Genomic DNA, 25,521 nt, shown 5'->3' with positions numbered 1-25,521 from the left:
ACTCTGATACGTTTTCTAGTCTGTGTATTCCTCTTCAAATTTCTAACTTAAGCCGCTGCTACAGGAGCGTCGGATTGAGCTGATTTTCGCGCTTCTTCACGTTGCACTTCTTTCATCATGATTGAAGGCTCTGTTTCAGCTTTCTTAGTCTTGATGATGAGGTGACGCAAAACAGCATCGTTAAATTTGAATGCGTGCTCGAGCTCGTCCAGAGTTTTCTGGTCGCACTCAATATTCATACAAACGTAATGGGCTTTAGCAAGTTTGTCGATCATGTAAGCCATCTGACGACGACCCCAGTCTTCCATGCGGTGAATTTTGCCGCCAGCAGCAGCTAATGTCGCCTTGTAGCGATCGATCATCGCAGGCACTTGCTCGCTTTGGTCCGGATGGACGATAAAAACGATTTCATAATGACGCATCTAACACTCCTTAAGGATAAAGTCACCTGGGCGTCTTGCTAACTTCCGATGGTTGTTGAGGTTAGCGCCAGTGTGACAAGGTAGTAACAAATTGTAGGTACAACGTACAACACATTTACTGCTTTTAAGTCCTTACCGAATTACTGGTAAGTCCGCTATTCTAGCAAAAAAATCCTGCCAAGTCAGGGGTTTACTAGCTATATTTGCCAGCTTTGCCGCATTCAGAGCCAATTGGAGCGCAATTCTAGCCCTTGGGGCAGTTAAAGACCCTGAAGCGCAGCATCCTAGCGCATCTACCTCAGGAATGTTCCGCAAAGTCTCACCAGCACCTGTTCTAGTCGTTCTCACCACGGCAATGCCTTGAGTCATTGCCTGATTCAAAGGCTGAGCCCATGCATCATGAAACCCACCTTGCCCTGAACCAGCAACCACAAAGCCTTTTACGGCGCTATTAAGCCACTGCGTGATGGTTTCAGGACGCGCGCCTGCATGACTCGTCAGAATCTCTACCCAAGGCCACTCACCCTCATTGGGAATTGGTAAATCCTCATTCCAGGCTGCTTGCACAGCCTTGACTCCAGATAACCAAGAGGGGTTAATTAAACCCACTGAGCTTGATGGGGCATTTTGTATCGGCGCATTAAGGGCTGTAGCGTGTCGTTTAGCTAAATCAATCGCCAAACATCCACGTCCATCCATGACCGCATAAATGCCACCAGGGCAGTTATCTATTGACGTAGAAGCCCATCGCAAGGCATCCAATAGATTGGAAGGGCCATCAGCTCCAGGCGCATTACTTGGCAGCATCGCCCCAGTCAAAATGACCCGCTTACCCTGGTTCTGCGCCAACTTTCCACAAATGGCTTGCAAAAATATACCGGTCTCTTCGATGGTATCGGTGCCATGAGTAATCACCAGCCCCTTTACCAAAGGATCTAATAGAGCCTCCCTTACAGCCAGCCCCATCGTGGCGAGAAGCGCGTCGGTCAAATTGCGGCTATTGATATTTGCCAGCTGGCGTGATACCAGCTTGACCCCTTCAGGCACTACCGACTGGATATGCGCCACTAATGCATCAACTCCTACCTGGCCAGCCTGGTATTGAAGGGGGTTTTCTTCAGGGTTTGGAGCAAGGCCTGCAATAGTGCCGCCCATACCCAAAACTAGGAGATGGGGGGTCTTTTCAAAAATACTGGGGTTTGAGGTCATCCCTCCATTATCCGCCTCCAAATTGCTTGAATATTCAAATAGTGCTGTATACAATTACAGCATGGACATAAATACAGTCGATTTTCAAGAGGAGCTGACTGCCCTCCCCAAACTCACCGCACGTCAAAGTGAGATTTTGGAATTAATCACCAAAGCCATCGAGGAAAGTGGTTCACCCCCTACTCGCGCAGAAATTGCAACGCAGCTGGGATTTGCTTCTGCAAACGCAGCTGAGGAGCACTTGCGTGCTTTAGCAAAAAAAGGATACATCGAGCTGACACCAGGAACCTCTCGTGGCATTCGTATTCCGCAACGCTTTAACCAGACACACAATCCAAATAAATATCGTCAGATGTCTTTACCTTCGGGTGCACTTCAGCAGCTGACCTTGCCACTGATTGGTCGCGTTGCTGCAGGCTCTCCAATCATGGCAATTGAACACATTGAAAAACAGGTACCGATTGACCCAAATTTATTTAGCAAGGGTGCAGATTACTTACTTAAAGTAGTTGGCATGAGCATGCGCGATGCCGGCATTCTTGATGGCGACTACTTAGCAGTGAAAAAGACTTCTGAAGTACGCAACGGCGATATTGTGGTTGCACGCTTAGATGATGAAGTCACAGTGAAACGTTGGAATCAAAAGAAAACTGCGGACGGCATGGTGATTGAGTTGCAAGCAGAGAATCCAGACTTTAAAAACATTTTGGTGGATGGTCGTCAACCAAACTTTGCGATAGAGGGTCAGGCTGTTGGCCTTATTAGGGCTGGCGGGCTCTAACCCCAACCCCTTAAAGCAAAAGGCCTCTGTACGAGGCCTTTTTCAATTGTAGAGACGACTTGCCCTATTCTTTTCACTCTATTCTTTTTTGTTCTTTTTATATTCTTTATTTTTTGCTTGGTGCAACTATATTTGCATTCTTCGGTGAAGCGGTAATAGTAATCATGGATTTGGGGCCACCAAATGAACCATCACTGACCTCCACAGTCGAAGTACGATCACCCTTAGTGAAAACCAAAATGCTGGTTTTTGATTTCACTGCACTAATTGTGGTCCACCCTGCTTTTGGATATTCAGCCTGGAAGAATGCATAAATATCAGTTGGGGTTTGCACGCCAGATAAAACAACGCGCCCCACCCAGTTATCACCACGGCCAATGATTAATGAATCTGAACCGATAATTTTGGAGGCTGCAGGCAATGGCATATCACCTAAGAGTTGTGACTGAATTTCTTGGACTTCACTAGGCGTGCCAGTTGGAGAGTCGCCAGAAGAAGCGCAGGCCACCAACATAGTTGACAGCGCTACAGCCGATGAAATTGTTTTGAAGCGATTAAGTTGAATCATGTTCATGCCCTGGTAATCAATCTAAATTACTGGAGGCGCGTGAGGGAATCGAACCCCCGTACGAAGCTTTGCAGGCTCCTGCCTAACCACTCGGCCAACGCGCCATATGCTTGAATCAAAAATGGGAAGCTTTTGAGGGCTTCCCATCGAACTTGGAGCGGGAAAGGAGGTTCGAACTCCCGACCTATACCTTGGCAAGGTATCGCTCTACCAGCTGAGCTATTCCCGCATAACAGGGCAGTAGTTTAACAAACAATTTGAGAGGACGCATTATTTGTAGTGAAGATTGGAAATGGCAGGGTTCATGTTTACGCCCAACCCTTATCAGCCCTGGGTTTGGAGGCCTTACTGCGCTTTATCAACCAGCTGGGGTAAAGCTTTTTTCATGTAATAAAACATCGACCAAAGAGTCAAAAAGGATGCAATCCAGATGAGCCAGGTACCCACTTGCGCGCAATTCAACCATCCAAATAAAGTGTCGTTTAACAATAAAAATGGAATGGCTACGAGTTGGGCGGTGGTTTTTAACTTTCCAACCATGTGCACAGCAACACTTTTTCCAGCGCCCAAGAGTGCCATCCACTCTCTTAGTGCTGAGATGGTAATTTCACGCCCAATAATGATGAGGGCTACCCAAACTTGGACTCGATCCATATTGAGCAGCACGAGCAATGAAGCGGCAACAATTAATTTATCTGCAACAGGATCTAAGAATTGGCCAAATGCCGATTCTTGCTTCATGCGTCTGGCCAAAAATCCATCTAGCCAATCGGTGATGGCTGCAAAAACAAAAATCACGGTAGCTATGAGGTTCTTGTCGAAGGGAGTTAGCCAACCATTGGGTAAATAAAATACTGCGACGACCAGCGGAATTGCGGCAACGCGCAACCAGGTCAGGGCGATAGGCAGATTAAAAGGCATGGCTCAAGCATAAACTAATGCAGACGCACTGGGAAATCAATGGAGCTGCCTGTAGATTTGCTCAGCCAATGCGGTAGATATTCCCTCCACGGTAGAGAGCTCTTCGATAGTGGCATTGGATACGCCGCGCAAACCCCCAAACCGAGCGAGTAATTTTTGACGCCGTTTAGCCCCTATTCCCTCAATCTCTTCTAACTGGGAAACTGTTCGGGCTTTTGCCCGCTTAGCCCGCATACCGGTGATTGCAAAGCGATGTGCTTCATCACGTATCTGCGCAACCAACAACAAAGCCGCGCTATCAATGCCTAGTTCAAGCGACTTTCGCCCATCTGCAAAGATGAGCGTTTCAAGACCTACCTTGCGGCCCTCCCCTTTGGCAACGCCAACAATGAGTCCAATGTCCATACCGAATTCAGAGAGAACTTGCCTTGCCATCTCAACTTGACCTTTACCGCCATCGATCAAAATAACTTGAGGCATCTTTTCAATAGGCAGCTCTTGAAAGTTTGCATAACGGCGTTGTAAGACCTGACGCATTGCAGCGTAGTCATCGCCGGGCGTAATGTCATTGATATTAAAACGGCGATATTCACTAGGCTGCATCGTATTTTTGGAATACACCACACAAGAAGCTTGTGTGGCCTCACCAGAAGTATGGCTAATGTCAAAACATTCAATGCGAAGTTGCTCAAGACTTTCTAACTCCAAAGCGAGGACATCAGCCAATGCTCGCGCTCTTGCTAGTTGCCCGCCCGTCTCAACCAAACGCTTCGCTATGGCAATCTTGGCATTACCTTCAGCCATGGCCAACCAATGCCGTCTCTGGCCCTGTGGTTGATGAAGGAACGTAACACGCTTACCAGCCTGCGCATTTAGTAAATCATGCAAACCCTCTGGAGCCAATTGCTCAGAAATATCCTCAATGATTTCTTCTGGCGCCGCAATATCATCAACCAGTTTTCTCAAGGGGTGATTGAGGATGAGTACCGGTGGAATCAAATTGGTAGTCGCTTCCCCGTCACCTGACTTCTCCTCCAAATAATGCTGAGCAATAAATGCTTCCAAGATTTCTGCAGGCGGTGGCAGCTCTCCTGAGCTTGAGCGCAACCCTTTGGGGAAATAAGCGCGATCACCCAAATGGCGGCCGCCCCGAATCATCGCTAAATTGACACAAACCACACCCTCCATTTGAGCGACGGCAATGACATCCACATCACCCTCGCCATCCGCAACGGTATCCATTGACTGTTGTTGCAAGACGCTAGAGAGATCAGCAATTCGGTCTCTTAAGACTGCGGCCATTTCAAATTCCATGGCATCGCTGTAGGCATGCATTTTCTTTTCAAGCTCAGAAAGCACGCGACTATGATCACCTTCTAAAAAACGTGTTGCCTGAGCGACGTCTTGTCCATACTGCTCTATGCTGAGACGGCCAACGCACGGCGCGCTACAACGATGAATTTGATGGAGTAAACAAGGACGGCTACGGTTTTTAAAAACAGAGTCTTCGCAAGTTCTCAAACGAAAGACCTTTTGCAAAATCTGCACGCTATTACGAACCGCCCATGAATTAGGAAATGGCCCAAAGTAGTGATTGCGCTTATCGACCTTTCCACGATAGGAGGCTAAGCGCGGGAACTGGTGCCCCGTCAACATGACATAGGGATAAGACTTATCATCCCTAAAGAGAATATTGAATGGGGGAGCTAACTCCTTAATGAGATTGTTCTCTAAAATTAAGGCTTCGGTTTCTGAGCGTGTTACTGTTGTTTCATAGCGGGCGATTTTTCCCACCATCAGCTCTATTCGCGGAGAAAGCTGAGTTCGCTGAAAGTAACTTGATACACGCTTTTTGAGGTTGCGCGCTTTACCGACATACAGAATATGTCCTGCCTCATCAAAGAAGCGATATACCCCCGGCAATCCGGGTAGCCGTTTAACATCCTGCTGAAGGGTTTCAAAAAGCGAATTGCTCATGCGTTGGGATATTTTCTGTCAAATCGTAGACAACTATGGTGATGCCGGTGTTTGCTGGCGCCTAGCAAGAAGCTTAACAAGTCTTCATGGCCAGGACGTACGCATTTTCTGTGACGATCTGCCAACCCTTAATTTACTCGCTTCTGGGGTAGACCCCGAAATCAAGCGCCGTATCGACATCCAGCCCTGGGAGGCGAGTCATAACAATAGTCGCCATCCAGTAGTGGCGCCCGATGTGGTGATCGAGGCCTTTGGATGCGAGCTTCCAGAGCGCTACCTTACCGGACTGCTGATTGCCCCCAAAAAACCGCTCATCATCAATTTAGAGTACCTAAGCGCAGAACCTTGGATTTTGGACTTTCACCAGAAAGCATCGCCTCAGGCGCATGGCATTCCAAAATACTTTTTCTTTCCAGGATTCCAGAAGAATGCAGGTGGCATCCTGATTGATCCAATTCCGAAAGATGCGCTCCAGACCGAACGATTGGTTCCAGAAAGCCTAAAGGCGACTTGGTCAAAACTGCGCCCTAACACAAAACGAATTAGTGTCTTTTGCTACCCAGGCGCACCACTGCTGAAATGGCTCGAGGATCTGGCAACCCTAGATGAAAACTTCGACATCGTGCTGACCCATGGTCAACTTGAGCAATTGCAGTTGAGTTCTGGCCATCCTACTAAGACGCTCCCTATGCCCGATTCAATTCAGCTGTTCTCGATACCCTTTATTTCTCAGGATGAATACGATTGGGTTCTTTCGCAATGTGACTTCAATATTGTTCGAGGTGAAGACTCTTTTGTCCGGGCACAGATAGCAGGCAGGCCCTTTATTTGGCACATTTACCCTCAAGAAGATCGCGCTCACGAAACCAAGTTAGCCGCGTTTTTAGACCTCTATCTTGAAGAGGCCTCACAAGAGCTTAAACACGCTGTCATTGCCGCCATGACTTGGGCGATGCCTAGCGAGTGGTATCAATCCATTGACAGCTGGAAGACCCATTCCAAGGCTTGGCGAGCTGATTTACTTGAAAAACAAGCGGATGGTGGACTAGCTGCCCGTCTAATGGGCTTTGTAGCCTGATCCTCAGCAAAATTAGCCTGCGGGCGGTTACAATCTTGTTTTTGATAAAAACCGCAGAAAATCAGCTCTGCACCCAGGAATAGCAAGATGAAAACAGCACAAGAACTCCGCGTTGGTAACGTAGTAATGATCGGCACTGATGCCATGGTCGTTTTAAAAGCAGAATACAGCCGCTCTGGCCGTAACTCCTCTGTTGTGAAAATGAAATTCAAAAACTTGTTAACTGGTGCGCCTAACGAAGGCGTATTCAAGGCGGATGACAAGTTTGATGTGGTGATATTAGACAAGAAAGATTGCACCTACTCTTACTTCGCAGATCCTATGTATGTATTTATGGATGGCGACTATAACCAGTACGAAGTTGAAGCTGAGTTCATGGGTGATGCATTGCACTACCTCGAAGAAAGCATGCCTTGTGAAGTAGTGTTCTACGAAGGTAAAGCGCTTTCAGTAGCCATGCCAAACTCATTAGTTCGTGAAATCATTTACACAGAGCCAGCAGTTAAAGGGGATACCAGCTCAGGCAAAGTATTGAAGACTGCAAAATTGGCTACTGGCTTTGAATTGCAAGTTCCACTTTTCTGCAATACTGGTGATAAGATCGAAATCGATACTCGTACCGGTGAATATCGTAGCCGAGCTAACTAAATTAGTTCGCTCGATAAGTAAAAGCCCGGCCTGCCGGGCTTTTTTTATTTCCCAATGAACACAGGCGAATAAATCAAATGGATATGATGAATATGGATAACCCACCAGACATTCAAATTCTGAAGGCGGATGACATACCCCATCTGATTGACTGTGTTCGTTGCTGCTATGGTGACAGCTATCCAAATTCACTCATGTACGATCCAGAGCAATTAAGGGAGACCATAGAAAGCGGATTAATGCACTCGATCATTGCCCGACATCAGGATGGGCACATCATTGGACATTGCGCCTTAACTTTTGACGGCGCTGACAACACCTCTCCAGAAGCGGGAAAAATGATTGTTGACCCAGATTATCGAGGTCATCATATTGCAGAGTTAATGGCAAAAAAACGAATCGAGCTAGCGAATGAACTCAATTTGGTTGGCTTCTGGACGGAATGCGTTACCAATCACCCATACAGCCAACATGAAATGATTACCTTTGGGGCCAAGGAAACGGGAGTATTACTTGGTGCCAGCCCCTCTACAATTCACATGCAGGGACTTGAAAATTTCTCCGATACTCGGATGTCGCTCCTCACGCTTTACCTTCCCCTCAGGGAAACATCGCAGCATATTTACATTCCACCTCACCATGCCAAACTAGTGCGTAACATAGCCAGCAAGGTCAACCTTGAGCGCACTATCTTGCATCCCGTCGTAGATGGCATTGGTAAAACGCAATCTCTGACTGAAATCAATCAGTCAATTCAAACTGCGCACTTGAAGGTCCAACATATTGGAGCAGACTTCATGCCATCTCTAAATCAAGAGCTTGAAAATTTAAGCCACCAAAATCTGGCTTCAATTTACTTGGATCTCCCCATCAATCAAGAGTCTGCAGCCCAGGCCCATATAGAGTTAGAAAAAATGGGGTTTGTTTGGGGCTCTTGGATTCCAAGCTATTCGGTTAATGGCGATATCTTGCGTTTGCAAAAAATTAATCAAACCATCAACCCAAGTGAAATTGTTTGCGCCCGCCCTGAAGGCGAGAGCATCAAAGCGTATGTTGTCTCAGAATGGCAAAAGGCCTCCCAAAAAGCAAAGAGGTAATTTAGAGAATGAGCTTTAACTGCTGAAGCAAACCTTTAGCATGTTGGTATTGCGCCTCAGACTGCAACTCTTCCCATGTTGGAGCTAAAGCAGTAGGCATCAAACGGTTCAATCGAACAGCCGACTCCGCTTGTTTTGCCTTGGAAACTTTGAGCCCATTAAGTAATTGATCCGCTAAATCCGGACGATTACAAATCAATACCGCATCACATCCCGCCTCCAGTGCCATATTGGCACCCTTGACAACGGAGCCCGCAACACTAGCACCCTCCATCGAGAGATCGTCGCTAAAGATGACGCCTTCAAAGCCTAATTCTTGACGCAAAATAGAATGCAACCAAACCTTAGAAAAGCCTGCTGGATTCTGATCTACTTTAGGATAAATGACGTGCGCTGGCATGACTGCAGTTAAGCTCAAATCTAACCACTCATACGGCTTGGCATCATCATTTAAAATTTGCTTGAGGGAACGCTCATCCACTGGAATTGCCACATGAGAATCCGCCTCCGCCCAACCATGACCTGGAAAGTGCTTGCCACAGTTGGCCATACCTGCAAGGCGTAGGCCTTCATTTAAGCTCTTAGCTAATGCAAAGGTAATTTGTGGATCGCGACTAAATGCACGATCACCAATCACACCGCTGCGACCAAAATCTAAATCTAATACCGGAGTAAAACTAAAGTCCACACCACAAGCTCGCAATTCGGCAGCTAGGACATATCCACAGGCAGTAGCTGCTGCCATAGCAATAGCAATAGCAGCGGACTCAGCGGCATGAGTCGATTTATTTTTAGATCCCCAGAGTTCACCTAGCTTGCGCATAGCAGGTAGATGGATAAAACCATCAGTTCTGCAGCGCTGCACTCGTCCGCCTTCATGGTCAATCGAGATCAGGACATCAGAGCGAAGTTTTTTAATTTCCGCAGTCAGTTTGGTGAGCTGCTTGCGATTGGCAAAATTTCTACCAAATAAAATCACACCACCAGTGAGGGGATGCAAGATACGACGACGATCTTCAGCGTTTAACTCTAGACCAACGACATCTAAAGTAATTGGGCCTGGCTTCATAGTCGACTTACTCATGTATTCCTCACACAGTTAATGATGTTGATTACTTCTGAACCACAATGACGTGGGCAATAGCCATATCCTGCTCATCACTTACGGTGACTTGGGCATCCCAATTTCGCTCTTGCATAAACTGAGCGAGTGCGCCCAAATACGAGGTAACCGGCTTGCCACTAGGCTCATTCAATGTTTGCAGGGAACGCCAAGTCATCGGCATTCTCATCCCCAAGCCAATGGCTTTGGAGAATGCTTCTTTGGCAGCAAAGCGCGTTGCCAAGAAAGCAATGCCTCGCTTGTGATTTCTGGCTAAACGTTGCTTGAAGACCATCATCTCATCTGGTCCCAGGATTTTTTCAGCTAAGCGGCCGTTGGTACGATCATAAGCAGCTTGAAGCCGCTCAATCTGCAAAATGTCTGTGCCAATTCCGATGATCATCTGGTCTGCAATCTATTAAGCGTTAGCTCTGCCCTGATCCATCAGGGCTTTCATATCGGTAATCGCTTTTTGCCAACCCTTAAAGAGCGCTTCAGCAACAATTGCATGCCCAATATTGAGTTCAGAGAGCTCAGCGATTCCGGCTACTAGCATGACATTTCCCTCATGCAAACCATGACCTGCATTCACTCGCAAACCAATACTTTTTCCGAACTGAGCTGCTTTTCTGATGCGCTCGAGCTCTTGGTTCTGTTGATCGCCAACTAGATCCGCGTAGCGACCAGTATGTAATTCAATGACTGTAGCGCCAACATCTTTTGCCGCTTGAATTTGTTTTTCTTCGGGGTCGATAAATAGCGAGACCCGTATGCCTGCGGCTTTTAATTGAGTGGTAGCAACCTTGACTGCGTCAAAGTGACCCACGACATCTAATCCACCTTCAGTAGTCACTTCTTCACGCTTTTCAGGAACTAGGCAAACATCGTGTGGCTGAACCCGACAGGCGATATTAATCATCTCCGGGGTGACAGCGCACTCTAAGTTCATGCGCGTCTGAATTAAGGGGCGCAGGGCCATCAAATCTGCATCTTTAATATGGCGACGATCCTCACGCAAATGTAAGGTAATTAAATCGGCACCAGACTCTTCAGCCAAGCGTGCAGCCTTTAATGGATCAGGGTAGACGGTGCCACGCGCATTACGCAAGGTCGCTACGTGATCGATATTGATGCCAAGCTCAAGCTTCGGTTGGGTATTCATGAAGGTAGATTACTAGATTTTCTTCAGATCAATCAAAATCTGACGGGTAGTGAGTACTTGATCCTGGAGGTGCAGGCCCAGCAAGAAGCGCATTAACTGCTTACTTTCAGAAAGCGTCTCTTGATCAGAAAAGTCTCCCGCTGCGATTGCCAAAAGGGATTTGCCACTCAAGACTGGCCAGTGGCCTGGATCATCGCCTTGTGCTGGCCTAACACCACGCTCTGGCTGATAAACATACTGCTCATCTGAGATTGGAGCGCTATTAGTTTCAACACAGCGATCTAACGCCGCTGCATAGCCAGTCTCTTGTAAGAGCGTGAGCTCAAAAGGTCGCAGAATTTCTTCTAAGCCCTTAGACTCAAATTCGAGATTAGACAGGGCAGAAATCGTATCGGTGTAATGATCATAGAGTTTTTCATAATCATCTTCACGAGCGAGGAACTTGACTAGCAACTCATTGAGATAGAAGCCGCAGAGTAATGCATCACCCACTAAAGAGGGTGTACCACCCACCCACTCTGACTTCGTTAAAGTCCGCAACTCGGACTTTCCACTCCAAGAAACCAACAAGGGCTGGAAGCGCTGTAATACAGGGCGTAACACCGAATGTGGACGCTTAGCGCCCTTAGCTATCAGGGCCATGCGACCATGCTGCCGAGTAAAGACGTCCAAAATTAAGCTAGTTTCCTTATAAGGAATACTGTGTAATACAAAAGCAGGTTCGTCAGCAACACGAATGGAAGCCATGAATAGTTACTCTAATCCTTGCGCCCGTAATTCAGCACGATCATCTGCCCAACCGCGTTTGACCTTGACCCAAGTCTCAAGGAATACTTTGCCGTCAAAGAGCTTTTCCATATCGATGCGAGCATCGGTTGAGATCTTCTTGAGTCGCTCACCTTTGGCGCCAATAATCATCGCCTTGTGGCTGTCGCGGTCCACCAAAATCGTCGCAGCAATACGGCGCATCTTGCCATCCATCTTGAACTGATCAATAACTACTGTGCTGGTGTAAGGCAACTCTTCCCCCGTAAAGCGGAATACCTTCTCACGAAGGATCTCAGCAGCCAAAAATCGCTCACTACGATCCGTCAGAGTGTCGCCGTCATATACCGGCGGCGCTTCAGGCAAATAGCCCTCTAGAACATCTAATAGTCTTTGCACATCACCAGGACTTTTAGCACTCATGGGGACGATCTCAGTAAATTCACATTTACTTTGATCTTCGTGGCCACCTAAATCACTCCAAGGCTGACTCATTTCTTTCATGAAATTAAGCAAGGCCTGGTCACGCTCTGAAGGCGTCTGAAAGCGGCTATTAAAAAGATCTAATTTATTCAGCACCAGAACTACCGGCAAATCATTTGGCAATAAACGCAGTACTTTCTTGTCATCTTCGCCAAAGTAACCAGCCTCAACTACAAAGCAAGCTACATTGACATCCTGCAAAGCAGTAGTGACTGTGCGGTTCAATGCCTTGTTGAGGGTATTCATTAAGCGCGTCTGAAAGCCTGGCGTATCAATGAAAATGAACTGCGCCTCTTCGCGATTTTGGATGCCCAAAATGCGGTGGCGTGTCGTTTGGGCTTTGCGAGAAGTAATACTGATCTTCTGACCAACCAAAGCGTTCAATAGAGTCGATTTGCCCATATTGGGACGGCCAACAATGGCGATAGTGCCGCATCTAAACACGATTAGCCCTTCAGCTTAAGATTTAACTGCTCTTCGGTTGCCACTTTTTTTGCTGCTTTCTTTTTGGCTGACCGAGTCTTTTTGGGTTTACCCAGCTCTTGTGGCAAGGCTTTGAGTGCTGAGATTAAAGCTAGCTTTGCTGCAGCCTGCTCAGCAGCACGTCGCGATGCGCCCTCACCCTTAACGGCAACCTTGAGGTTGGGTATTAAACACTCTACTTCGAATTGCTGATTATGAGCCGCACCAGTCGTACCCGTGACGTTATAGGTGGGTAGCGGCAATTGATAACTCTGCAAACACTCCTGTAACAAAGTCTTATCGTCTTTACCCAAAGTTTTAGGATCAACATTAGCCAAAATAATAGAATAGAGTTTGCGCAAACAAGTCTTTGCTGCATCAAAGCCGCCATCTAAAAATATGGCGCCAGTAACCGCCTCAAGGGTATCAGCCAGAATGGATGGGCGACGGAAGCCACCACTCTTTAATTCACCCTCACCTAGACGTAAATAGTCTGATAGCGAGAGTGTTTGAGCAATTTCATAAAGGGCTTGTTGCTTTACCAAGTTAGCCCGAACACGAGAAAGGTCACCCTCATCTAAATCTGAGTAACGCTCATAAAGCATTTCAGCGACGACGCAATTGAGAATCGAGTCACCTAAAAACTCGAGGCGCTCATTATTTTTCTTGCTGTGGCTACGATGTGTGAGAGCTTGATTCAGCAGCTCTATTTTTTTAAAGGTGTAGCCCAGTTGCGCTTGTAGCGGTGCAGTTTCGATGACGGCGCGGGCGTTCATGACTTTATTCGAAGCCGCCAATACGACCAAGATTTCCGAGGTTCAACCAAACAAAAAATGCTTTGCCGACAATATTTTTATCTGGCACAAATCCCCAGTAACGAGAATCGGCACTGTTGTCGCGGTTATCACCCATCGCAAAGTAATGTCCTGCTGGCACGGTGCAAGTGAGTCCGGCATTTTGATATTGGCAATTTTCAAACCCCGGAAAACGTTCTGCAGGAAACATTCCAGCAGGACGATCAGGATCATTCAAAATCTCATGCTTGTTGCCGCCAAGATCTACAGGAAAAGACTCTGTAAAGCGTTTGGCGTAACGCATATTTTCTGGGTCAAGATAGGACTCGCCACCACTATATTGCAATGGCTGCCCATTTACTGTTAAACGCTTATCTTGGTAAGTGATAGTGTCGCCCGGCAAAGCCACCACGCGCTTGATGTAATCAATAGATTCATCACGGGGGTAGCGGAACACTACGACATCGCCACGTTTTGGAGATCCTAACTCAACTACCTTTTGGTTAATCACTGGCAAACGAATGCCGTAGGTGAATTTGTTCACCAGAATAAAGTCGCCGATCTGCAATGTCGGAATCATCGACCCCGAAGGAATTTTGAATGGTTCCACAATAAAAGAGCGCAACACAAACACCGCACAAATGACTGGAAAGAAACCGGCCGTATATTCCAACCACAATGGCATACGATCGATACCGGCCTTACGTCTTTGCGGAGCAAAGTAATACCGGTCAGCAACCCAAGCAATGCCTGAAACTACTACCAAGATAAATAAGATTAGAGCGAAGTTCATTAATCATCCACCTGCAAAATGGCCAAGAAAGCCTCTTGTGGAATCTCCACGTTACCCACTTGCTTCATGCGCTTCTTACCTTCTTTTTGCTTCTCTAATAACTTGCGCTTCCGGGAGATATCACCACCATAGCATTTAGCCAATACGTTTTTACGCAAGGCTTTGACGTTTTCACGAGCCACAATATTGCTACCGATCGCCGCCTGAATAGCCACATCAAACATTTGACGAGGAATAATGCCGCGCATTTTAGCAACCACTTCGCGCCCACGATGCTGACTATTGCTTCTATGCACAATGACAGACAGGGCATCGACACGCTCACCGTTAATCAAGATGTCGACTTTCACAACATCAGCCGGACGATATTCTTTGAACTCGTAATCCATGGACGCATAACCGCGTGAGATGGATTTCATCTTGTCGAAGAAATCCAAAACAATCTCAGCCATTGGCAACTCATAAGTGAGCTTCACCTGACGACCTAGGTAATTCATATCCATCTGAATGCCGCGCTTACCAACGCATAGCGTAATAATTGCACCCACATACTCTTGGGGCATATACAAATTCACCGTCACGATCGGCTCAAGAATCGTATTGATCTTGCTAGCCTCTGGCATCTTCGATGGGTTATCTACTGACAAGATGGTTCCGTCAGATTGCTCTACCTGATACACCACCGTTGGTGCGGTCGTGATGAGATTCATACCGTACTGGCGCTCTAAGCGCTCTTGTACGATCTCCATGTGGAGTAGACCCAAGAAACCGCAACGGAATCCAAAACCAAGCGCTTGTGAAACCTCAGGCTCATACAAGAGTGAGGCGTCATTCAACTGCAGCTTCTCTAAAGATTCGCGCAGTTGATCGTATTCACTAGACTCCACTGGGTAAAGACCCGCAAAGACTTGGGGCTTAACCTCTTTAAATCCAGGAAGTGGTTCTGTAGCAGGCACTCGACCTTGCTGCCCAGGGGTATGCGTGACCGTGTCACCAACCTTGGCAGCTTTTAATTCTTTAATACCGGCAATCACAAAGCCCACCTGACCAGCAGATAGCTCCGGACGATCTACAGACTTTGGACTAAATACCCCAACGTGCTCGACTAAATGGCTGGAACCATTCGACATCAAGGTGATTTTTTCTTTTGGTTTCAGCGTGCCATTGACGACGCGTACTAGCATGACAACACCGACGTAGTTATCAAACCAAGAATCGATAATTAAGGCTTGCAAAGGATCTGCAGCATTTCCTTTTGGCGGAGGCACACGAGCAATCATTTCCTCAATGACATCCTGCACACCTAAACCTGTTTTAGCTGAGCAGGTCACTGCCTCTGAGGCATCAATCCCAATAACGTCTTCAATTTCTTGTTTAGCGCGCTCAGGATCCGCTTGTGGCAAATCAATCTTATTGAGAACAGGCACAACCTCAACGCCTAACTCGAGCGCCATGTAGCAGTTGGCAACCGTTTGAGCCTCAACGCCTTGACTAGCATCGACTACTAACAACGCACCTTCGCATGCAGACAAAGAACGACTTACTTCATATGAGAAGTCAACGTGTCCCGGCGTATCAATCAAATTGATGTTGTATGTTTTTCCGTCTTTAGCTTTATAAGCCAGCGCTGCTGTTTGCGCCTTAATGGTGATGCCACGCTCACGCTCGATATCCATCGAATCCAGAACCTGGGCTTCCATTTCACGATCTGAGAGACCGCCACAGAGTTGAATAATGCGATCAGCAAGCGTTGATTTGCCGTGATCAATGTGGGCGATGATAGAAAAATTGCGGATTAAATCCATAGCGTCTTAAGTGGTCTTCAAAAAACGCCTTGTCAGAACGCACCACGATGATGCGCTGCAAAAAGTCGTCTTAAAGTGATTGTAATGGGTGGCGCTAAATTAGCGCCAAACCCGTTTATTCCATCCAAAAACCCCGGTTTTGGCTTATTTCGGCCTGACAGGGATAATTAGGGTGCTATCGGCTCGACGGATAAAAACTGGGACTGCCTTATTGGCATCTAAACCCTTAACCAGGCCTTCAAACTGCTTTACCCCGGTAATATCAGCATCCGCAACGCGAATAATGACGTCCCCAGGACGCACTCCTGCGCGCGCTAAGGGACCATCCCCTAAGCCAGTAACCTCAACACCTCCACGGATATTGAGCTCCTTCTTCTTGCTATCTGAGAGCTCAGAAACCGCTACCCCAAGAGAATTGGCGCCCCCATTAGGGGAGGCTGAGTTATCCGACTTCTTCACGGCCGCCTGACCAGCCTCAGTATCCGCAACGGTCACCATCAGGTCTTTAGCATTTCCCTTGCGCCAGACCTGTACCGATGCACTGGTTCCAGGTTTAGTTTCGCCAACCGCCCTCGGAAGATCCGTCGATTTACTAATATCACGGCCATTAAAGCTCAAAATAACATCGCCAGACTCAATACCGCCTACTGCTGCTGGCCCGCCTGGCTCCACGTTACGAACATAGGCTCCACGCGGTTTACCCAAGCCCAAACTCTCAGCAATCTCTTTAGTCATCTCACCTAAGGCGACACCAATTCGACCCCGTGTCATTTTTCCATTGGTGCGCAGTTGATCTGCCACCCGCATGGCTTCATCAATCGGAATAGCGAATGAGATACCCATATATCCGCCAGAGCGGCTAAAAATTTGCGAGTTAATGCCAATTACTTGTCCGGCGGTATTCAATAAGGGGCCGCCAGAATTACCAGGATTCACCGCTACATCAGTTTGAATGAAAGGCAAGTAGTCCCCAGTGTCACGACTCTTGGCGGATACGATGCCAGCAGTGACAGTATTTTCTAGGCCAAATGGGGATCCAATTGCTAGCACCCACTCACCCACCCTCACTCGTGAGGAGTCGCCTAGCGGTAGCTTTGGCAAATCACGTGCATCGATTTTGACAACCGCGACATCGGTACGCTTATCCATACCCAACAACTTCGCCTTGTACTCACGCTTGTCCGTTAACGTGACGTAAATAGTATTCGCGCCCTCGACCACATGAGCATTGGTCAAAATCATGCCACTGGAATCAATAATGAAACCTGAGCCTACGCCACGATCAGCCTCCTGCGGCTTACCTGGACTAGGTTGAGCCTGCTTTGGTCCGTTAGGCAATCCTGGAATCGGCACCCCAAAGAAGCGTCGAAAGAACTCCGCCTGATCCTCAGGCATGCCTGGAATACCGCCTTGAGCCTGTTGCACCATCACTTTTTCAGTAGTGCGGATGTTCACTACGGCAGGACTTGCTCGCTCAACCAAATCGGCAAAATCAGGAATGGATACGCGCGGATTTTGAGCTAAAGCAGGAGAAATAGACACGACTTGCCCCAAGCTAAAGATAGCCAAGAGCGTAATAAGATACTTTTTCATAATGCTATAGACCTGCTTGGTAAAAACCAATAATTAAAGAAAAAAGAGAAGGGAAATGCCTACTAAGGATATTAGGTCAGTTTGCCAAAAATCAAGGTACCGTTAGTACCCCCAAAGCCAAAGTTGTTTTTAACGGCATGGTCAATCTTCACATCGCGTGCAGTGTTGGCACAGTAGTCCAAATCACATTCTGGATCTTGATTGAAGATATTGATTGTTGGTGGAGACTTCTGGTTATGTAGCGCCAGAATAGTAAAGACAGACTCCAAGCCGCCAGCACCACCCAAAAGGTGACCCGTCATCGACTTAGTGGAGTTAATTAATGCCTTCTTGGCATGGTCGCCAAGAGCGGCTTTAATAGCACCAGTTTCATTCTTGTCACCCAAAGGTGTCGAAGTGCCGTGTGCATTAATGTATTGAATCTGATCGGCATTCAAACCCGCATCGCGCATGGCATTCACCATGCAACGGCGTGGACCATCCATATTTGGCGCTGTCATGTGATACGCATCACCGCTCATACCGAAGCCTAAGAGCTCACAGTAGATTTTTGCACCACGGGCTTTTGCGTGCTCATATTCTTCAATTACTACAACGCCTGCACCTTCACCCAAAACGAAACCATCGCGGTCCCTATCCCATGGGCGTGAAGCTGTTGCAGGATCATCATTACGTGTTGATAGTGCCCTTGCAGAAGCAAAGCCACCAACGCCTAAGGCGGAGATTGTGGACTCTGCACCACCAGCAACCATCACATCGGCATCGCCATACTGAATCAAGCGTGCCGCCAATCCAATGCTATGCAAACCCGTTGTACAAGCAGTAACCGCGGCAACGTTTGGACCCTTGAGACCAAACAAAATACTGAGGTGACCAGAAATCATATTAATGATTGAGCCTGGTACGAAGAATGGGGAGATGCGACGAGGGCCGCGAGCCAGTAATTCAGCGCCAGTCTCTTCGATCATCGGCAAGCCGCCGATACCCGAACCCACCATGACGCCCACTCGCTCAGCATTCTCTTCGGTTATCTGTAGACCACTATCGCGAATTGCTTGCGTACCAGCAGCAATGCCGTAATGGATAAAAGTATCCATATGGCGCGCCTCTTTGGCAGAAACATATTCTTCGACATTGAAGTCTTTCACCTCACCAGCAAAATGCACGCTCAGCGGAGTGTGGTCAAACTTAGTGATAGTAGCGATGCCTGATTTGCCCGCGAGCAAATTAGACCAAGCTACATCAACCGAGTTACCGACAGGTGAAATAAGGCCTAGGCCGGTAACGACAACCCGGCGACGGCCATTTGATGCTGACACAGTGATAGCTATTAACTAAGCTAGGGAATTAACCCTGAGCTTTGGACTGAGCAAAATCGATAGCGAGCTGAACAGTAGTAATTTTTTCAGCTTCTTCATCCGGAATTTCAATCCCGAATTCATCTTCCAAAGCCATTACGAGCTCAACAGTGTCAAGAGAGTCTGCGCCCAAGTCATTCACAAAAGAAGATTCATTCTTGATATCTGCTTCTGCGACGCCCAATTGCTCAGCGACGATCTTCTTAACGCGTTGTTCGATGTTATCCATTAATTCCCCCAAGGGTTGTAAAAAAACGATGAAAAGAATTTTATCAGCTTGGCGGGCCGAATTAGCAAATCCGCCAAAAAATGATTAAATTTCTGCTTTATTTTTAGGCTAAATAGAGGCCGCCATTGACATGTAAGGTATTACCCGTAATGTATCCCGCTGCTGGGGATGCCAAAAATGCCACCGCCTGAGCTACATCCTCTGGACTACCTAGGCGCGCCAAAGGAATGTTCGCTTTTAGGGCATTTTGCTGCTCTTCACTCAAAGCGCGGGTCATATCGGTGTCAATAAATCCAGGTGCCACACAGTTTACGGTGATGTTTCGGCTACCGATTTCGCGTGCCAAAGCGCGGGTCATACCTGAAACCCCTGCTTTAGCAGCGGCGTAGTTCGCCTGTCCAGGGTTGCCCATATGGCCAACAATAGAAGTGATATTAATAATGCGGCCAGCGCGCGCTTTCATCATTGGGCGCATTACCGCCTGCGACAAACGAAAAACTGCACTTAAATTGGTGTCAATAACATCAGTCCACTCATCAGTTTTCATGCGCATTGCTAGGTTATCGCGGGTGATACCTGCGTTATTAACCAAAATACTGATGCCGCCAAAATCCTTAACGATCAAATCAATGATGTCCTCGCATGCCTTCGGATCGGTCACATTCAATACCTCGCCACGACCACCGCTCGCCTGTAAACGCGCATTGATCGCTTTAGCACCATCCTCAGAAGTGGCGGTACCGATTACCTTAGCACCACATTTCACCAACTCATCGGCAATGGCTTGGCCAATACCGCGCGATGCGCCGGTTACTAATGCAATTTGTCCGCTTAAGTCGAGGTTCATATCTGTCTTCCCTTGTTTCTTCTAATTAATTCTTACTAATTGCTAAATGTTGATTTTTATTTCACTACAGCTAAGGCTTCATTGAGGCTGGCTTCATCAAAAATAGGGATGCCAGCGACATTCTCATTGATGCGTTTAGTTAATCCAGCTAATACCTTGCCAGGACCGCATTCCACCACCTGAGTGATGCCCTGCTGCGCCATGGCGTTGATCGTCTCTTGCCAACGTACAGGCTTAGCAGCTTGACGCACTAAGGCATCTTTAATGGCTGCAGGATCATTGAGGACATTCACATCAACGTTGTTGACTACAGAAATAGTGGGGACCTTAAATTCAATACCAGCTAAGTAAGCTTTGAGTTTTTCAGAGGCGGGCTGTAGCAATGATGAATGAAATGGTGCCGACACTGGCAACGGTAGAGCACGCTTAGCCCCTGCTGCCTTAAGCAGTTCACAAGCTTTAGATACCGCATCGCTACCACCAGCAATCACTACTTGCCCTGGTGCATTAAAGTTCACGGCCTCGACTACGCCGCCAGAGGCTGCAGCAGCTTCGGCACACACGGTCTTCACAATTGCATCATCCAAACCCAAGATTGCAGCCATGCCGCCAGTACCAACTGGTACTGCTGTTTGCATCGCTTCAGCACGAAAACGCACCAAAGGTACAGCATCTTTAAAGGAGATCACACCAGCGGCAACTAAGGCAGAGTATTCACCCAAGCTATGGCCAGCCATCATCTGTGGAACAGCGCCACCAGAAGCCAACCAAGCGCGATAAAACGCAATCGCTGCAGTCAACATCACAGGCTGTGTATTGGTAGTTAATGACAATGCTTCTGCAGGACCTTCGGCAATGAGTTTTGCAACATCTTCACCTAATGCTTCGGAGGCTTCTTGCAAGGTCGCGCGGACTTCAGGACGATCAGCGATCGAGTTGAGCATCCCAACAGATTGAGAGCCTTGGCCAGGAAATACAAATGCAAATGTCATAGGAATATTCGCTGAATGATAGTTATGAATTGATTGCTTTTACTTTAGTACTTGATTGCTGCCGCACCCCAAGCAAAGCCACCGCCAACGCCTTCTAACAAGAGATGCTGACCGCGCTGAATTTGACCGGAGCGAACACCAACATCCAAGGCAAGGGGAATGGATGCAGCAGAAGTATTGCCGTGCTCATGTACCGTCACAATCACTTTATCCATCGACATCCCCATCTTGCGAGCCGTACTCTCCATGATGCGAATATTGGCTTGATGCGGGACCAACCAATCAATCTGTTCTGGCTTGAGATTAGCCTTTTCTAGAGCCTCATGCGCGACTTGCTCAAGCACTTTGACAGCCAACTTAAATACTGCCGGACCATCCATTGTCAGGTACGCTGATCCATCTACACCACCTTGCTTAGCATGTCCTGGAACGCAGAGGATGTCGCGTTGACTTCCATCAGCATGCAAGGCAGTTGCCAGAATACCTGGCTCGGTCGAAGCTTCTAGCACCACCGCTCCAGCGCCATCACCAAACAGAACTGATGTAGTGCGATCTTGAAAATCCAAAATGCGGGAGAAAGTTTCTGCGCCAAGAACCAATACTTTTTTGTATGTACCTGTACGAATAAATGCATCCGCAATGGCGAGGGCATAAGTAAAGCCAGCGCATACCGCCTGCACATCAAATGCGGCGCAATTAGTATGAGCACCCAACTTGTCTTGTACTACGCAGGCTGTACTTGGAAAACCACCCAAATGATCTGGCGTAGACGTTGCCAGAATAATTAAGTCGAGATCTTCTGAAGTGCAAGCAGCCGCCTCTAATGCTGCCTGAGCAGCTTTGACAGCCAAGTCACTGGTCAATTGATTATCTGCGGCAAAGTGACGAGCTGAAATTCCGCTTCGAGTCACAATCCATTCATCACTAGTTTCAAGTCCGATCTTCGCTAAACGCTCAACGAGATCTTGATTACTTAAACGCAGCTCTGGAAGATAGCTTCCAGTTCCCGCTATTCGTGAATACGTACTCATGATTATTTTGTCTCCGCTACAAAAGCTTGGGCGATACGCTCTACCATGCGATTTTTTGCTGCTTCATATGCGCGATCGAGCGCAAAACCAAATGCAAACCGATCTGCTGAGCCATGACTCTTAATTACGCAACCACGCAAACCTAAGAGTACTGCACCGTTATAACGACGATGATCAACCCGCTTGCGTACACGCAACAATGGCACCATGGCGCAGATCGCCATTAATTTAGTAAGCCAAGATCGATTGAACTCTTGCTTAATTAAACCACTCATCATCTTAGCCAAGCCTTCGCTTGCCTTGAGAACCACATTACCAACAAAGCCATCACACACCACGATATCCGTAGTGCCTTTGAAAATATCATTACCTTCTACGTTGCCATAAAAGTTTAAGTTCGTTTGGCGCAGCAACTCACTTGTCTGCTTCACCACCTCATTGCCTTTAATCACTTCCTCGCCAATATTGAGCAGGCCGATTGACGGGTTTTGTGTGCCATCTACCACTTGAACCATCACATTAGCCATCTGCGCAAACTGAACCAAATGCATTGGCTCGCAGTCCGCATTGGCACCCAGATCTAACATGGTGGTGCCGAGCCCTTTTTCATTGGGAATGGCGGTAGCGATTGCGGGACGATCAACACCATCCAGGGTTTTGAGAATGTAGCGGGAGATCGCCATTAAGGCACCCGTGTTGCCAGATGAAATGATTGCATCAGCCAAGCCTTCTTTGACTTGCTGAATAGCAACCCGCATTGAAGAGTCTTTTTTACGACGCAATGCTACCTCGATGGGGTCATCCATCAAGACAACTTCAGTAGCGGGAATGATTTGAATGCGCTCCATGGGCGCTTTCGGAAATTTACTCAAGGCTTGCTTGAGCGCTTCCGGATTACCAACTAAGGCAATCTTCACATCAGCATGTTTTTCGAGAAAATCGCAACAAGCGGGGACGGTAACAACTAATCCGTGATCTCCACCCATGGCATCGATAGCAAGAGTGACGCTCATAAAATCAGGTAATGCTGCAAGTGGTTTTATCCAAGAAAAAAGCGGCTTTTATTGGAGCCGCTTCTATCTTTTTAGACTAAAAAATTAGTCGTTTTTGGTTTTAACAACTTTACGACCACGATAGTAGCCGTTAGGTGAAATGTGGTGGCGCAAATGAGCCTCACCAGTTGTGGCTTCAACAGCCGTAGCAGGTGCGGTCAAAAAGTCGTGCGCACGATGCATGCCACGTTTGGATGGGGATTTTTTATTCTGTTGGACGGCCATATTGAACTCCTAAGCAAGGCAATATTCTAGCATGTAAATTCAGCTAAATGCTTGATTAATTGATAAAAAGGATATGAAATGTCATACTGAACAAACGGGATCCAATCAGTTTTTCTTCATATTTTTCAATATGTTAAAGGGATTTTGAGGCTTTTCCAAGGCATCAGCGGCTTCCCCGCCCGCGCCAAATGAGGAGGCGTGTGGCTGGCACGCACCTTCTGAATGTTTTGGAATTAAGGGCAATGACAGCAGGATTTCATCCTCAATCAGGCTCAAAAGGTCATAGTGCTGACTGGCCACCAAAGGCTCTTGTTGGTCATCTTCCATCGGGAAGGCATCAGCCTCCGCTTCCGTAGCTACCATGACAAAGCGACTCTCTTGCGCCAAGTCCAGGCCACAATCCTGCAAACAGCTCTGACAAACCAGATGAATACGGCCTTTGACGGCTAATTCCAGGATTTGCTGGGGCTCAGAACCCGGAGAATCCACAAAATGGGTCTTTATCTGCCAATGAAAGCCATCCCCAGGCTCAATGCTAGAAGCCTCTTCTGCCAGCCTTGGCAAGGCTGAAATCTCCAAAAAACCAGCTCCACGATAGGACTGAGGGGCGCAAAAATCAATCCGGCTCAAAGCTTTGGGATCAGCGGATAACTCAACTTGAGGTAAAACTTGATTACGATTCATGACATCAGTCTAAATGAAGGCTTCAGCGAAAGTACAAGTAGTGATGAGTAATTCTGTAAAAAAACTAATTCTGGCATCCACCTCGGTCTATCGTCGGGAGCTCTTGGAGCGCCTGCGCATTCCCTTTGACGTCATCTCACCCAAGGTAGATGAAACACCCTTACCCGGTGAAAGCACGCTCGATTTAGCCTTGCGCCTTGCAAAGGCAAAGGCTGCGGCAGTAGCTAAAGATCACCCGGAGGCCTGGGTCATTGGCTCTGATCAGGTGGCTGACCTGTGTGGCGCTGCTATTGGTAAACCAGGAAACTTTGAGCGGGCCATGGCCCAGCTACAACTCATGCGTGGTGCAACTGTGACTTTTCAAACAGCCCTATGTCTGATGCGTGGCGATGTTGAAACAACAATTAATATTCCTACAGAAGTGACCTTTCGCAAACTCGCTGATGATGTTCTAGAGGCATACCTCCATGCCGAAGAACCCTACGACTGTGCTGGTAGCGCCAAGTCGGAAGGCTTAGGAATCTCACTCTTGGAATCCATCAAGAGTGATGATCCCACTGCATTGATTGGCTTGCCATTAATTGCCCTGAGCGGTCTCTTACGCGAGGCTGGCTTTGTCATTCCAATGAAGAAATAAAAAAATAGAAAATAAAACTAAATCAATGAGCTCAACCCTAGGCACCCTCTTTTTAATTCCCAATACTTTGGGTGATGATTCACGTGTTGAGCAATTGCCTTGGGTTTTGCCGAGTGAAACCATTGCACAAACTGCCAAGCTCACCGACTGGATTGTTGAGGATGCAAAAACGGCCCGCGCTTTTTTAAAGGCAGTCGATAGTGTTTCGCCTTTAGCTTGCAGTATTCAAGAAATGCACATGAGCGAGTGGCGAGGGGTGGCTCGCAATGCCAAGTACGGCGATGCAGTCAAACCGATCGATTTACTCAAACCACTCATCGCCGGTAAAGATATGGGACTCATGTCAGAAGCGGGCGTTCCAGGGGTAGCGGATCCTGGTGCAGAACTCGTACTAGCAGCGCATAAACTGGGCGCCAAAGTAAAGCCATTGGTTGGCCCAAGCTCGATTCTGCTGGGATTGATGGCTAGCGGTTTAAATGGTCAACGCTTTGCATTTCAAGGATACATTCCCCATGACGCGCAAGATCGTATTGCTCGATTAAAGCAGTTGGAAGTGGAATCTAGAAAATTACAGCAGACGCAAATCTGGATTGAGACACCGTATCGCAATATCGCCATGCTGATGTCTTGCCTCAATACATTGGCACCGCAATCCATGCTCTGCATGGGTATGGATCTCAGCCTCAAAACGGAAATGATTACAACGCTATCGATTGCGGACTGGCGCAAACGCTACCCAAATGAAGCGGCATGTAGCGCATTACAAAATAGGCCAGCGATATTTCTATTGCTGGCCTAGATTTTGA

At 47.5% G+C, this 25,521-nt stretch carries 28 protein-coding genes and 2 tRNA genes; 6 read left to right on the top strand and 24 right to left on the bottom strand.

What is annotated here, in order from left to right; genetic code table 11:
* Positions 1-47 precede the first annotated feature (47 nt).
* Both rpsF and ICN42_RS08740 read right to left on the bottom strand, forming a co-directional pair.
* The gene (gene rpsF, locus ICN42_RS08745) at positions 48-422 is read right to left on the bottom strand and encodes a 30S ribosomal protein S6 (protein ID WP_015421573.1); all 375 of its coding nucleotides are present in this window, start codon (positions 420-422) and stop codon (positions 48-50) included.
* 132 nt (positions 423-554) lie between these two features.
* Positions 555-1,631 carry an asparaginase gene (locus ICN42_RS08740; protein WP_216253468.1) on the bottom strand — a complete coding sequence of 359 codons (1,077 nt, stop codon included), beginning with the start codon at positions 1,629-1,631 and terminating at the stop codon, positions 555-557.
* A gap of 61 nt (positions 1,632-1,692) precedes the next feature.
* On the opposite strand from ICN42_RS08740, the gene lexA reads away from it, so the two are divergent.
* Entirely contained in the window at positions 1,693-2,412 is a 720-nt protein-coding gene (gene lexA / locus ICN42_RS08735; RefSeq protein ID WP_216253467.1) for a transcriptional repressor LexA, read from the top strand.
* A 106-nt stretch (positions 2,413-2,518) separates the two neighbouring features.
* On the opposite strand, the gene ICN42_RS08730 is transcribed toward lexA, so the two are convergent.
* The 5 genes from ICN42_RS08730 to uvrC form a co-directional block, all read right to left on the bottom strand.
* Positions 2,519-2,980 (bottom strand): hypothetical protein, encoded by a 462-nt coding sequence (locus ICN42_RS08730; protein ID WP_216253466.1) that lies wholly within the window; start codon positions 2,978-2,980, stop codon positions 2,519-2,521.
* 30 nt (positions 2,981-3,010) lie between these two features.
* Positions 3,011-3,084: transfer RNA gene (locus tag ICN42_RS08725), tRNA-Cys, on the bottom strand.
* 49 nt (positions 3,085-3,133) lie between these two features.
* Positions 3,134-3,209 (bottom strand) — tRNA-Gly (locus ICN42_RS08720).
* A 116-nt stretch (positions 3,210-3,325) separates the two neighbouring features.
* Positions 3,326-3,901: a CDP-diacylglycerol--glycerol-3-phosphate 3-phosphatidyltransferase gene (gene pgsA / locus ICN42_RS08715; protein ID WP_216253465.1), complete on the bottom strand. Its 576-nt coding sequence runs from the start codon at positions 3,899-3,901 to the stop codon at positions 3,326-3,328.
* Positions 3,902-3,937: 36 nt separating this feature from the next.
* The gene (gene uvrC / locus ICN42_RS08710) at positions 3,938-5,878 is read right to left on the bottom strand and encodes an excinuclease ABC subunit UvrC (RefSeq protein WP_216253464.1); all 1,941 of its coding nucleotides are present in this window, start codon (positions 5,876-5,878) and stop codon (positions 3,938-3,940) included.
* Here uvrC and earP point away from each other — a divergent pair.
* From earP to ICN42_RS08695, 3 genes are all read left to right on the top strand, one after another.
* Positions 5,877-6,956, top strand: a complete 1,080-nt coding sequence (gene earP / locus ICN42_RS08705; protein ID WP_216253462.1) for an elongation factor P maturation arginine rhamnosyltransferase EarP — start codon at positions 5,877-5,879, stop codon at positions 6,954-6,956. The two genes, uvrC and earP, sit on opposite strands and share 2 nt — an antisense overlap.
* A gap of 87 nt (positions 6,957-7,043) precedes the next feature.
* Positions 7,044-7,604 carry an elongation factor P gene (efp, locus tag ICN42_RS08700; protein ID WP_216253460.1) on the top strand — a complete coding sequence of 187 codons (561 nt, stop codon included), beginning with the start codon at positions 7,044-7,046 and terminating at the stop codon, positions 7,602-7,604.
* A 92-nt stretch (positions 7,605-7,696) separates the two neighbouring features.
* Entirely contained in the window at positions 7,697-8,701 is a 1,005-nt protein-coding gene (locus ICN42_RS08695; RefSeq protein ID WP_216253459.1) for a GNAT family N-acetyltransferase, read from the top strand.
* Position 8,702: 1 nt separating this feature from the next.
* Here ICN42_RS08695 and nagZ read toward each other — a convergent pair whose 3' ends face one another.
* From nagZ to ICN42_RS08610, 17 genes are all read right to left on the bottom strand, one after another.
* The gene (gene nagZ, locus ICN42_RS08690) at positions 8,703-9,785 is read right to left on the bottom strand and encodes a beta-N-acetylhexosaminidase (RefSeq protein WP_216253458.1); all 1,083 of its coding nucleotides are present in this window, start codon (positions 9,783-9,785) and stop codon (positions 8,703-8,705) included.
* Positions 9,786-9,813: 28 nt separating this feature from the next.
* Complete coding sequence (acpS, locus tag ICN42_RS08685; RefSeq protein ID WP_216253457.1) at positions 9,814-10,206, bottom strand: holo-ACP synthase; 393 nt, start codon at positions 10,204-10,206, stop codon at positions 9,814-9,816.
* A 15-nt stretch (positions 10,207-10,221) separates the two neighbouring features.
* On the bottom strand, positions 10,222-10,965 hold the full coding sequence (gene pdxJ / locus ICN42_RS08680; protein ID WP_216253456.1) for a pyridoxine 5'-phosphate synthase: 744 nt from the start codon (positions 10,963-10,965) through the stop codon (positions 10,222-10,224).
* Between the two features lie 12 nt (positions 10,966-10,977).
* A complete protein-coding gene (gene recO, locus ICN42_RS08675) occupies positions 10,978-11,712 on the bottom strand; it encodes a DNA repair protein RecO (protein WP_216253455.1) in 735 nt (244 codons plus the stop codon).
* A 6-nt stretch (positions 11,713-11,718) separates the two neighbouring features.
* Complete coding sequence (gene era / locus ICN42_RS08670) at positions 11,719-12,615, bottom strand: GTPase Era (RefSeq protein ID WP_216862475.1); 897 nt, start codon at positions 12,613-12,615, stop codon at positions 11,719-11,721.
* A 44-nt stretch (positions 12,616-12,659) separates the two neighbouring features.
* Positions 12,660-13,451, bottom strand: coding sequence for a ribonuclease III (gene rnc / locus ICN42_RS08665; RefSeq protein ID WP_216253453.1), 792 nt, complete (start codon positions 13,449-13,451; stop codon positions 12,660-12,662).
* A 4-nt stretch (positions 13,452-13,455) separates the two neighbouring features.
* A complete protein-coding gene (lepB, locus tag ICN42_RS08660) occupies positions 13,456-14,262 on the bottom strand; it encodes a signal peptidase I (protein WP_216253452.1) in 807 nt (268 codons plus the stop codon).
* Positions 14,262-16,067 (bottom strand): translation elongation factor 4, encoded by a 1,806-nt coding sequence (gene lepA / locus ICN42_RS08655; protein ID WP_216253451.1) that lies wholly within the window; start codon positions 16,065-16,067, stop codon positions 14,262-14,264. The genes lepB and lepA overlap by 1 nt, the downstream gene beginning before the upstream one ends.
* Before the next feature lie 144 nt (positions 16,068-16,211).
* Positions 16,212-17,660, bottom strand: coding sequence for a DegQ family serine endoprotease (locus ICN42_RS08650; protein ID WP_216253450.1), 1,449 nt, complete (start codon positions 17,658-17,660; stop codon positions 16,212-16,214).
* Positions 17,661-17,731: 71 nt separating this feature from the next.
* Positions 17,732-18,979, bottom strand: a complete 1,248-nt coding sequence (fabF, locus tag ICN42_RS08645; protein ID WP_216253449.1) for a beta-ketoacyl-ACP synthase II — start codon at positions 18,977-18,979, stop codon at positions 17,732-17,734.
* A gap of 28 nt (positions 18,980-19,007) precedes the next feature.
* Positions 19,008-19,247, bottom strand: a complete 240-nt coding sequence (gene acpP / locus ICN42_RS08640) for an acyl carrier protein (RefSeq protein WP_015421596.1) — start codon at positions 19,245-19,247, stop codon at positions 19,008-19,010.
* A gap of 103 nt (positions 19,248-19,350) precedes the next feature.
* Complete coding sequence (fabG, locus tag ICN42_RS08635; RefSeq protein WP_216253448.1) at positions 19,351-20,094, bottom strand: 3-oxoacyl-ACP reductase FabG; 744 nt, start codon at positions 20,092-20,094, stop codon at positions 19,351-19,353.
* 56 nt (positions 20,095-20,150) lie between these two features.
* Positions 20,151-21,086, bottom strand: a complete 936-nt coding sequence (fabD, locus tag ICN42_RS08630; protein WP_216253447.1) for an ACP S-malonyltransferase — start codon at positions 21,084-21,086, stop codon at positions 20,151-20,153.
* 44 nt (positions 21,087-21,130) lie between these two features.
* A complete protein-coding gene (locus tag ICN42_RS08625) occupies positions 21,131-22,117 on the bottom strand; it encodes a beta-ketoacyl-ACP synthase III (protein WP_216253446.1) in 987 nt (328 codons plus the stop codon).
* A 2-nt stretch (positions 22,118-22,119) separates the two neighbouring features.
* Complete coding sequence (gene plsX / locus ICN42_RS08620; protein ID WP_216253445.1) at positions 22,120-23,130, bottom strand: phosphate acyltransferase PlsX; 1,011 nt, start codon at positions 23,128-23,130, stop codon at positions 22,120-22,122.
* 84 nt (positions 23,131-23,214) lie between these two features.
* Positions 23,215-23,394, bottom strand: a complete 180-nt coding sequence (rpmF, locus tag ICN42_RS08615; RefSeq protein ID WP_011902241.1) for a 50S ribosomal protein L32 — start codon at positions 23,392-23,394, stop codon at positions 23,215-23,217.
* A 105-nt stretch (positions 23,395-23,499) separates the two neighbouring features.
* Complete coding sequence (locus ICN42_RS08610) at positions 23,500-24,078, bottom strand: YceD family protein (RefSeq protein ID WP_216253444.1); 579 nt, start codon at positions 24,076-24,078, stop codon at positions 23,500-23,502.
* Positions 24,079-24,091: 13 nt separating this feature from the next.
* On the opposite strand from ICN42_RS08610, the gene ICN42_RS08605 reads away from it, so the two are divergent.
* Positions 24,092-24,715 carry a Maf family nucleotide pyrophosphatase gene (locus ICN42_RS08605; protein WP_255539327.1) on the top strand — a complete coding sequence of 208 codons (624 nt, stop codon included), beginning with the start codon at positions 24,092-24,094 and terminating at the stop codon, positions 24,713-24,715.
* 25 nt (positions 24,716-24,740) lie between these two features.
* Entirely contained in the window at positions 24,741-25,514 is a 774-nt protein-coding gene (locus tag ICN42_RS08600) for an SAM-dependent methyltransferase (RefSeq protein ID WP_216253443.1), read from the top strand.
* Positions 25,515-25,521: the final 7 nt, after the last annotated feature.

Source organism: Polynucleobacter sp. 71A-WALBACH (assembly GCF_018882365.1).
Lineage (GTDB): Bacteria > Pseudomonadota > Gammaproteobacteria > Burkholderiales > Burkholderiaceae > Polynucleobacter.
The sequence above is the reverse complement of the archived record's forward strand: the minus strand, read 5'-3'. Positions and strand labels throughout refer to the sequence as shown.

Coding starts and splice junctions, on each gene's coding strand:
- rpsF (WP_015421573.1), bottom strand. CDS start 422: ATGCGTCATTATGAAATCGTTTTTATCGTCCATCCGGACCAAAGCGAG.
- ICN42_RS08740 (WP_216253468.1), bottom strand. CDS start 1,631: ATGACCTCAAACCCCAGTATTTTTGAAAAGACCCCCCATCTCCTAGTT.
- lexA (WP_216253467.1), top strand. CDS start 1,693: ATGGACATAAATACAGTCGATTTTCAAGAGGAGCTGACTGCCCTCCCC.
- ICN42_RS08730 (WP_216253466.1), bottom strand. CDS start 2,980: ATGATTCAACTTAATCGCTTCAAAACAATTTCATCGGCTGTAGCGCTG.
- pgsA (WP_216253465.1), bottom strand. CDS start 3,901: ATGCCTTTTAATCTGCCTATCGCCCTGACCTGGTTGCGCGTTGCCGCA.
- earP (WP_216253462.1), top strand. CDS start 5,877: ATGCGTTGGGATATTTTCTGTCAAATCGTAGACAACTATGGTGATGCC.
- uvrC (WP_216253464.1), bottom strand. CDS start 5,878: ATGAGCAATTCGCTTTTTGAAACCCTTCAGCAGGATGTTAAACGGCTA.
- efp (WP_216253460.1), top strand. CDS start 7,044: ATGAAAACAGCACAAGAACTCCGCGTTGGTAACGTAGTAATGATCGGC.
- ICN42_RS08695 (WP_216253459.1), top strand. CDS start 7,697: ATGGATAACCCACCAGACATTCAAATTCTGAAGGCGGATGACATACCC.
- nagZ (WP_216253458.1), bottom strand. CDS start 9,785: ATGAGTAAGTCGACTATGAAGCCAGGCCCAATTACTTTAGATGTCGTT.
- acpS (WP_216253457.1), bottom strand. CDS start 10,206: ATGATCATCGGAATTGGCACAGACATTTTGCAGATTGAGCGGCTTCAA.
- pdxJ (WP_216253456.1), bottom strand. CDS start 10,965: ATGAATACCCAACCGAAGCTTGAGCTTGGCATCAATATCGATCACGTA.
- recO (WP_216253455.1), bottom strand. CDS start 11,712: ATGGCTTCCATTCGTGTTGCTGACGAACCTGCTTTTGTATTACACAGT.
- era (WP_216862475.1), bottom strand. CDS start 12,615: ATGGGCAAATCGACTCTATTGAACGCTTTGGTTGGTCAGAAGATCAGT.
- rnc (WP_216253453.1), bottom strand. CDS start 13,451: ATGAACGCCCGCGCCGTCATCGAAACTGCACCGCTACAAGCGCAACTG.
- lepB (WP_216253452.1), bottom strand. CDS start 14,262: ATGAACTTCGCTCTAATCTTATTTATCTTGGTAGTAGTTTCAGGCATT.
- lepA (WP_216253451.1), bottom strand. CDS start 16,067: ATGGATTTAATCCGCAATTTTTCTATCATCGCCCACATTGATCACGGC.
- ICN42_RS08650 (WP_216253450.1), bottom strand. CDS start 17,660: ATGAAAAAGTATCTTATTACGCTCTTGGCTATCTTTAGCTTGGGGCAA.
- acpP (WP_015421596.1), bottom strand. CDS start 19,247: ATGGATAACATCGAACAACGCGTTAAGAAGATCGTCGCTGAGCAATTG.
- fabG (WP_216253448.1), bottom strand. CDS start 20,094: ATGAACCTCGACTTAAGCGGACAAATTGCATTAGTAACCGGCGCATCG.
- fabD (WP_216253447.1), bottom strand. CDS start 21,086: ATGACATTTGCATTTGTATTTCCTGGCCAAGGCTCTCAATCTGTTGGG.
- ICN42_RS08625 (WP_216253446.1), bottom strand. CDS start 22,117: ATGAGTACGTATTCACGAATAGCGGGAACTGGAAGCTATCTTCCAGAG.
- plsX (WP_216253445.1), bottom strand. CDS start 23,130: ATGAGCGTCACTCTTGCTATCGATGCCATGGGTGGAGATCACGGATTA.
- rpmF (WP_011902241.1), bottom strand. CDS start 23,394: ATGGCCGTCCAACAGAATAAAAAATCCCCATCCAAACGTGGCATGCAT.
- ICN42_RS08610 (WP_216253444.1), bottom strand. CDS start 24,078: ATGAATCGTAATCAAGTTTTACCTCAAGTTGAGTTATCCGCTGATCCC.
- ICN42_RS08605 (WP_255539327.1), top strand. CDS start 24,092: ATGAAGGCTTCAGCGAAAGTACAAGTAGTGATGAGTAATTCTGTAAAA.
- ICN42_RS08600 (WP_216253443.1), top strand. CDS start 24,741: ATGAGCTCAACCCTAGGCACCCTCTTTTTAATTCCCAATACTTTGGGT.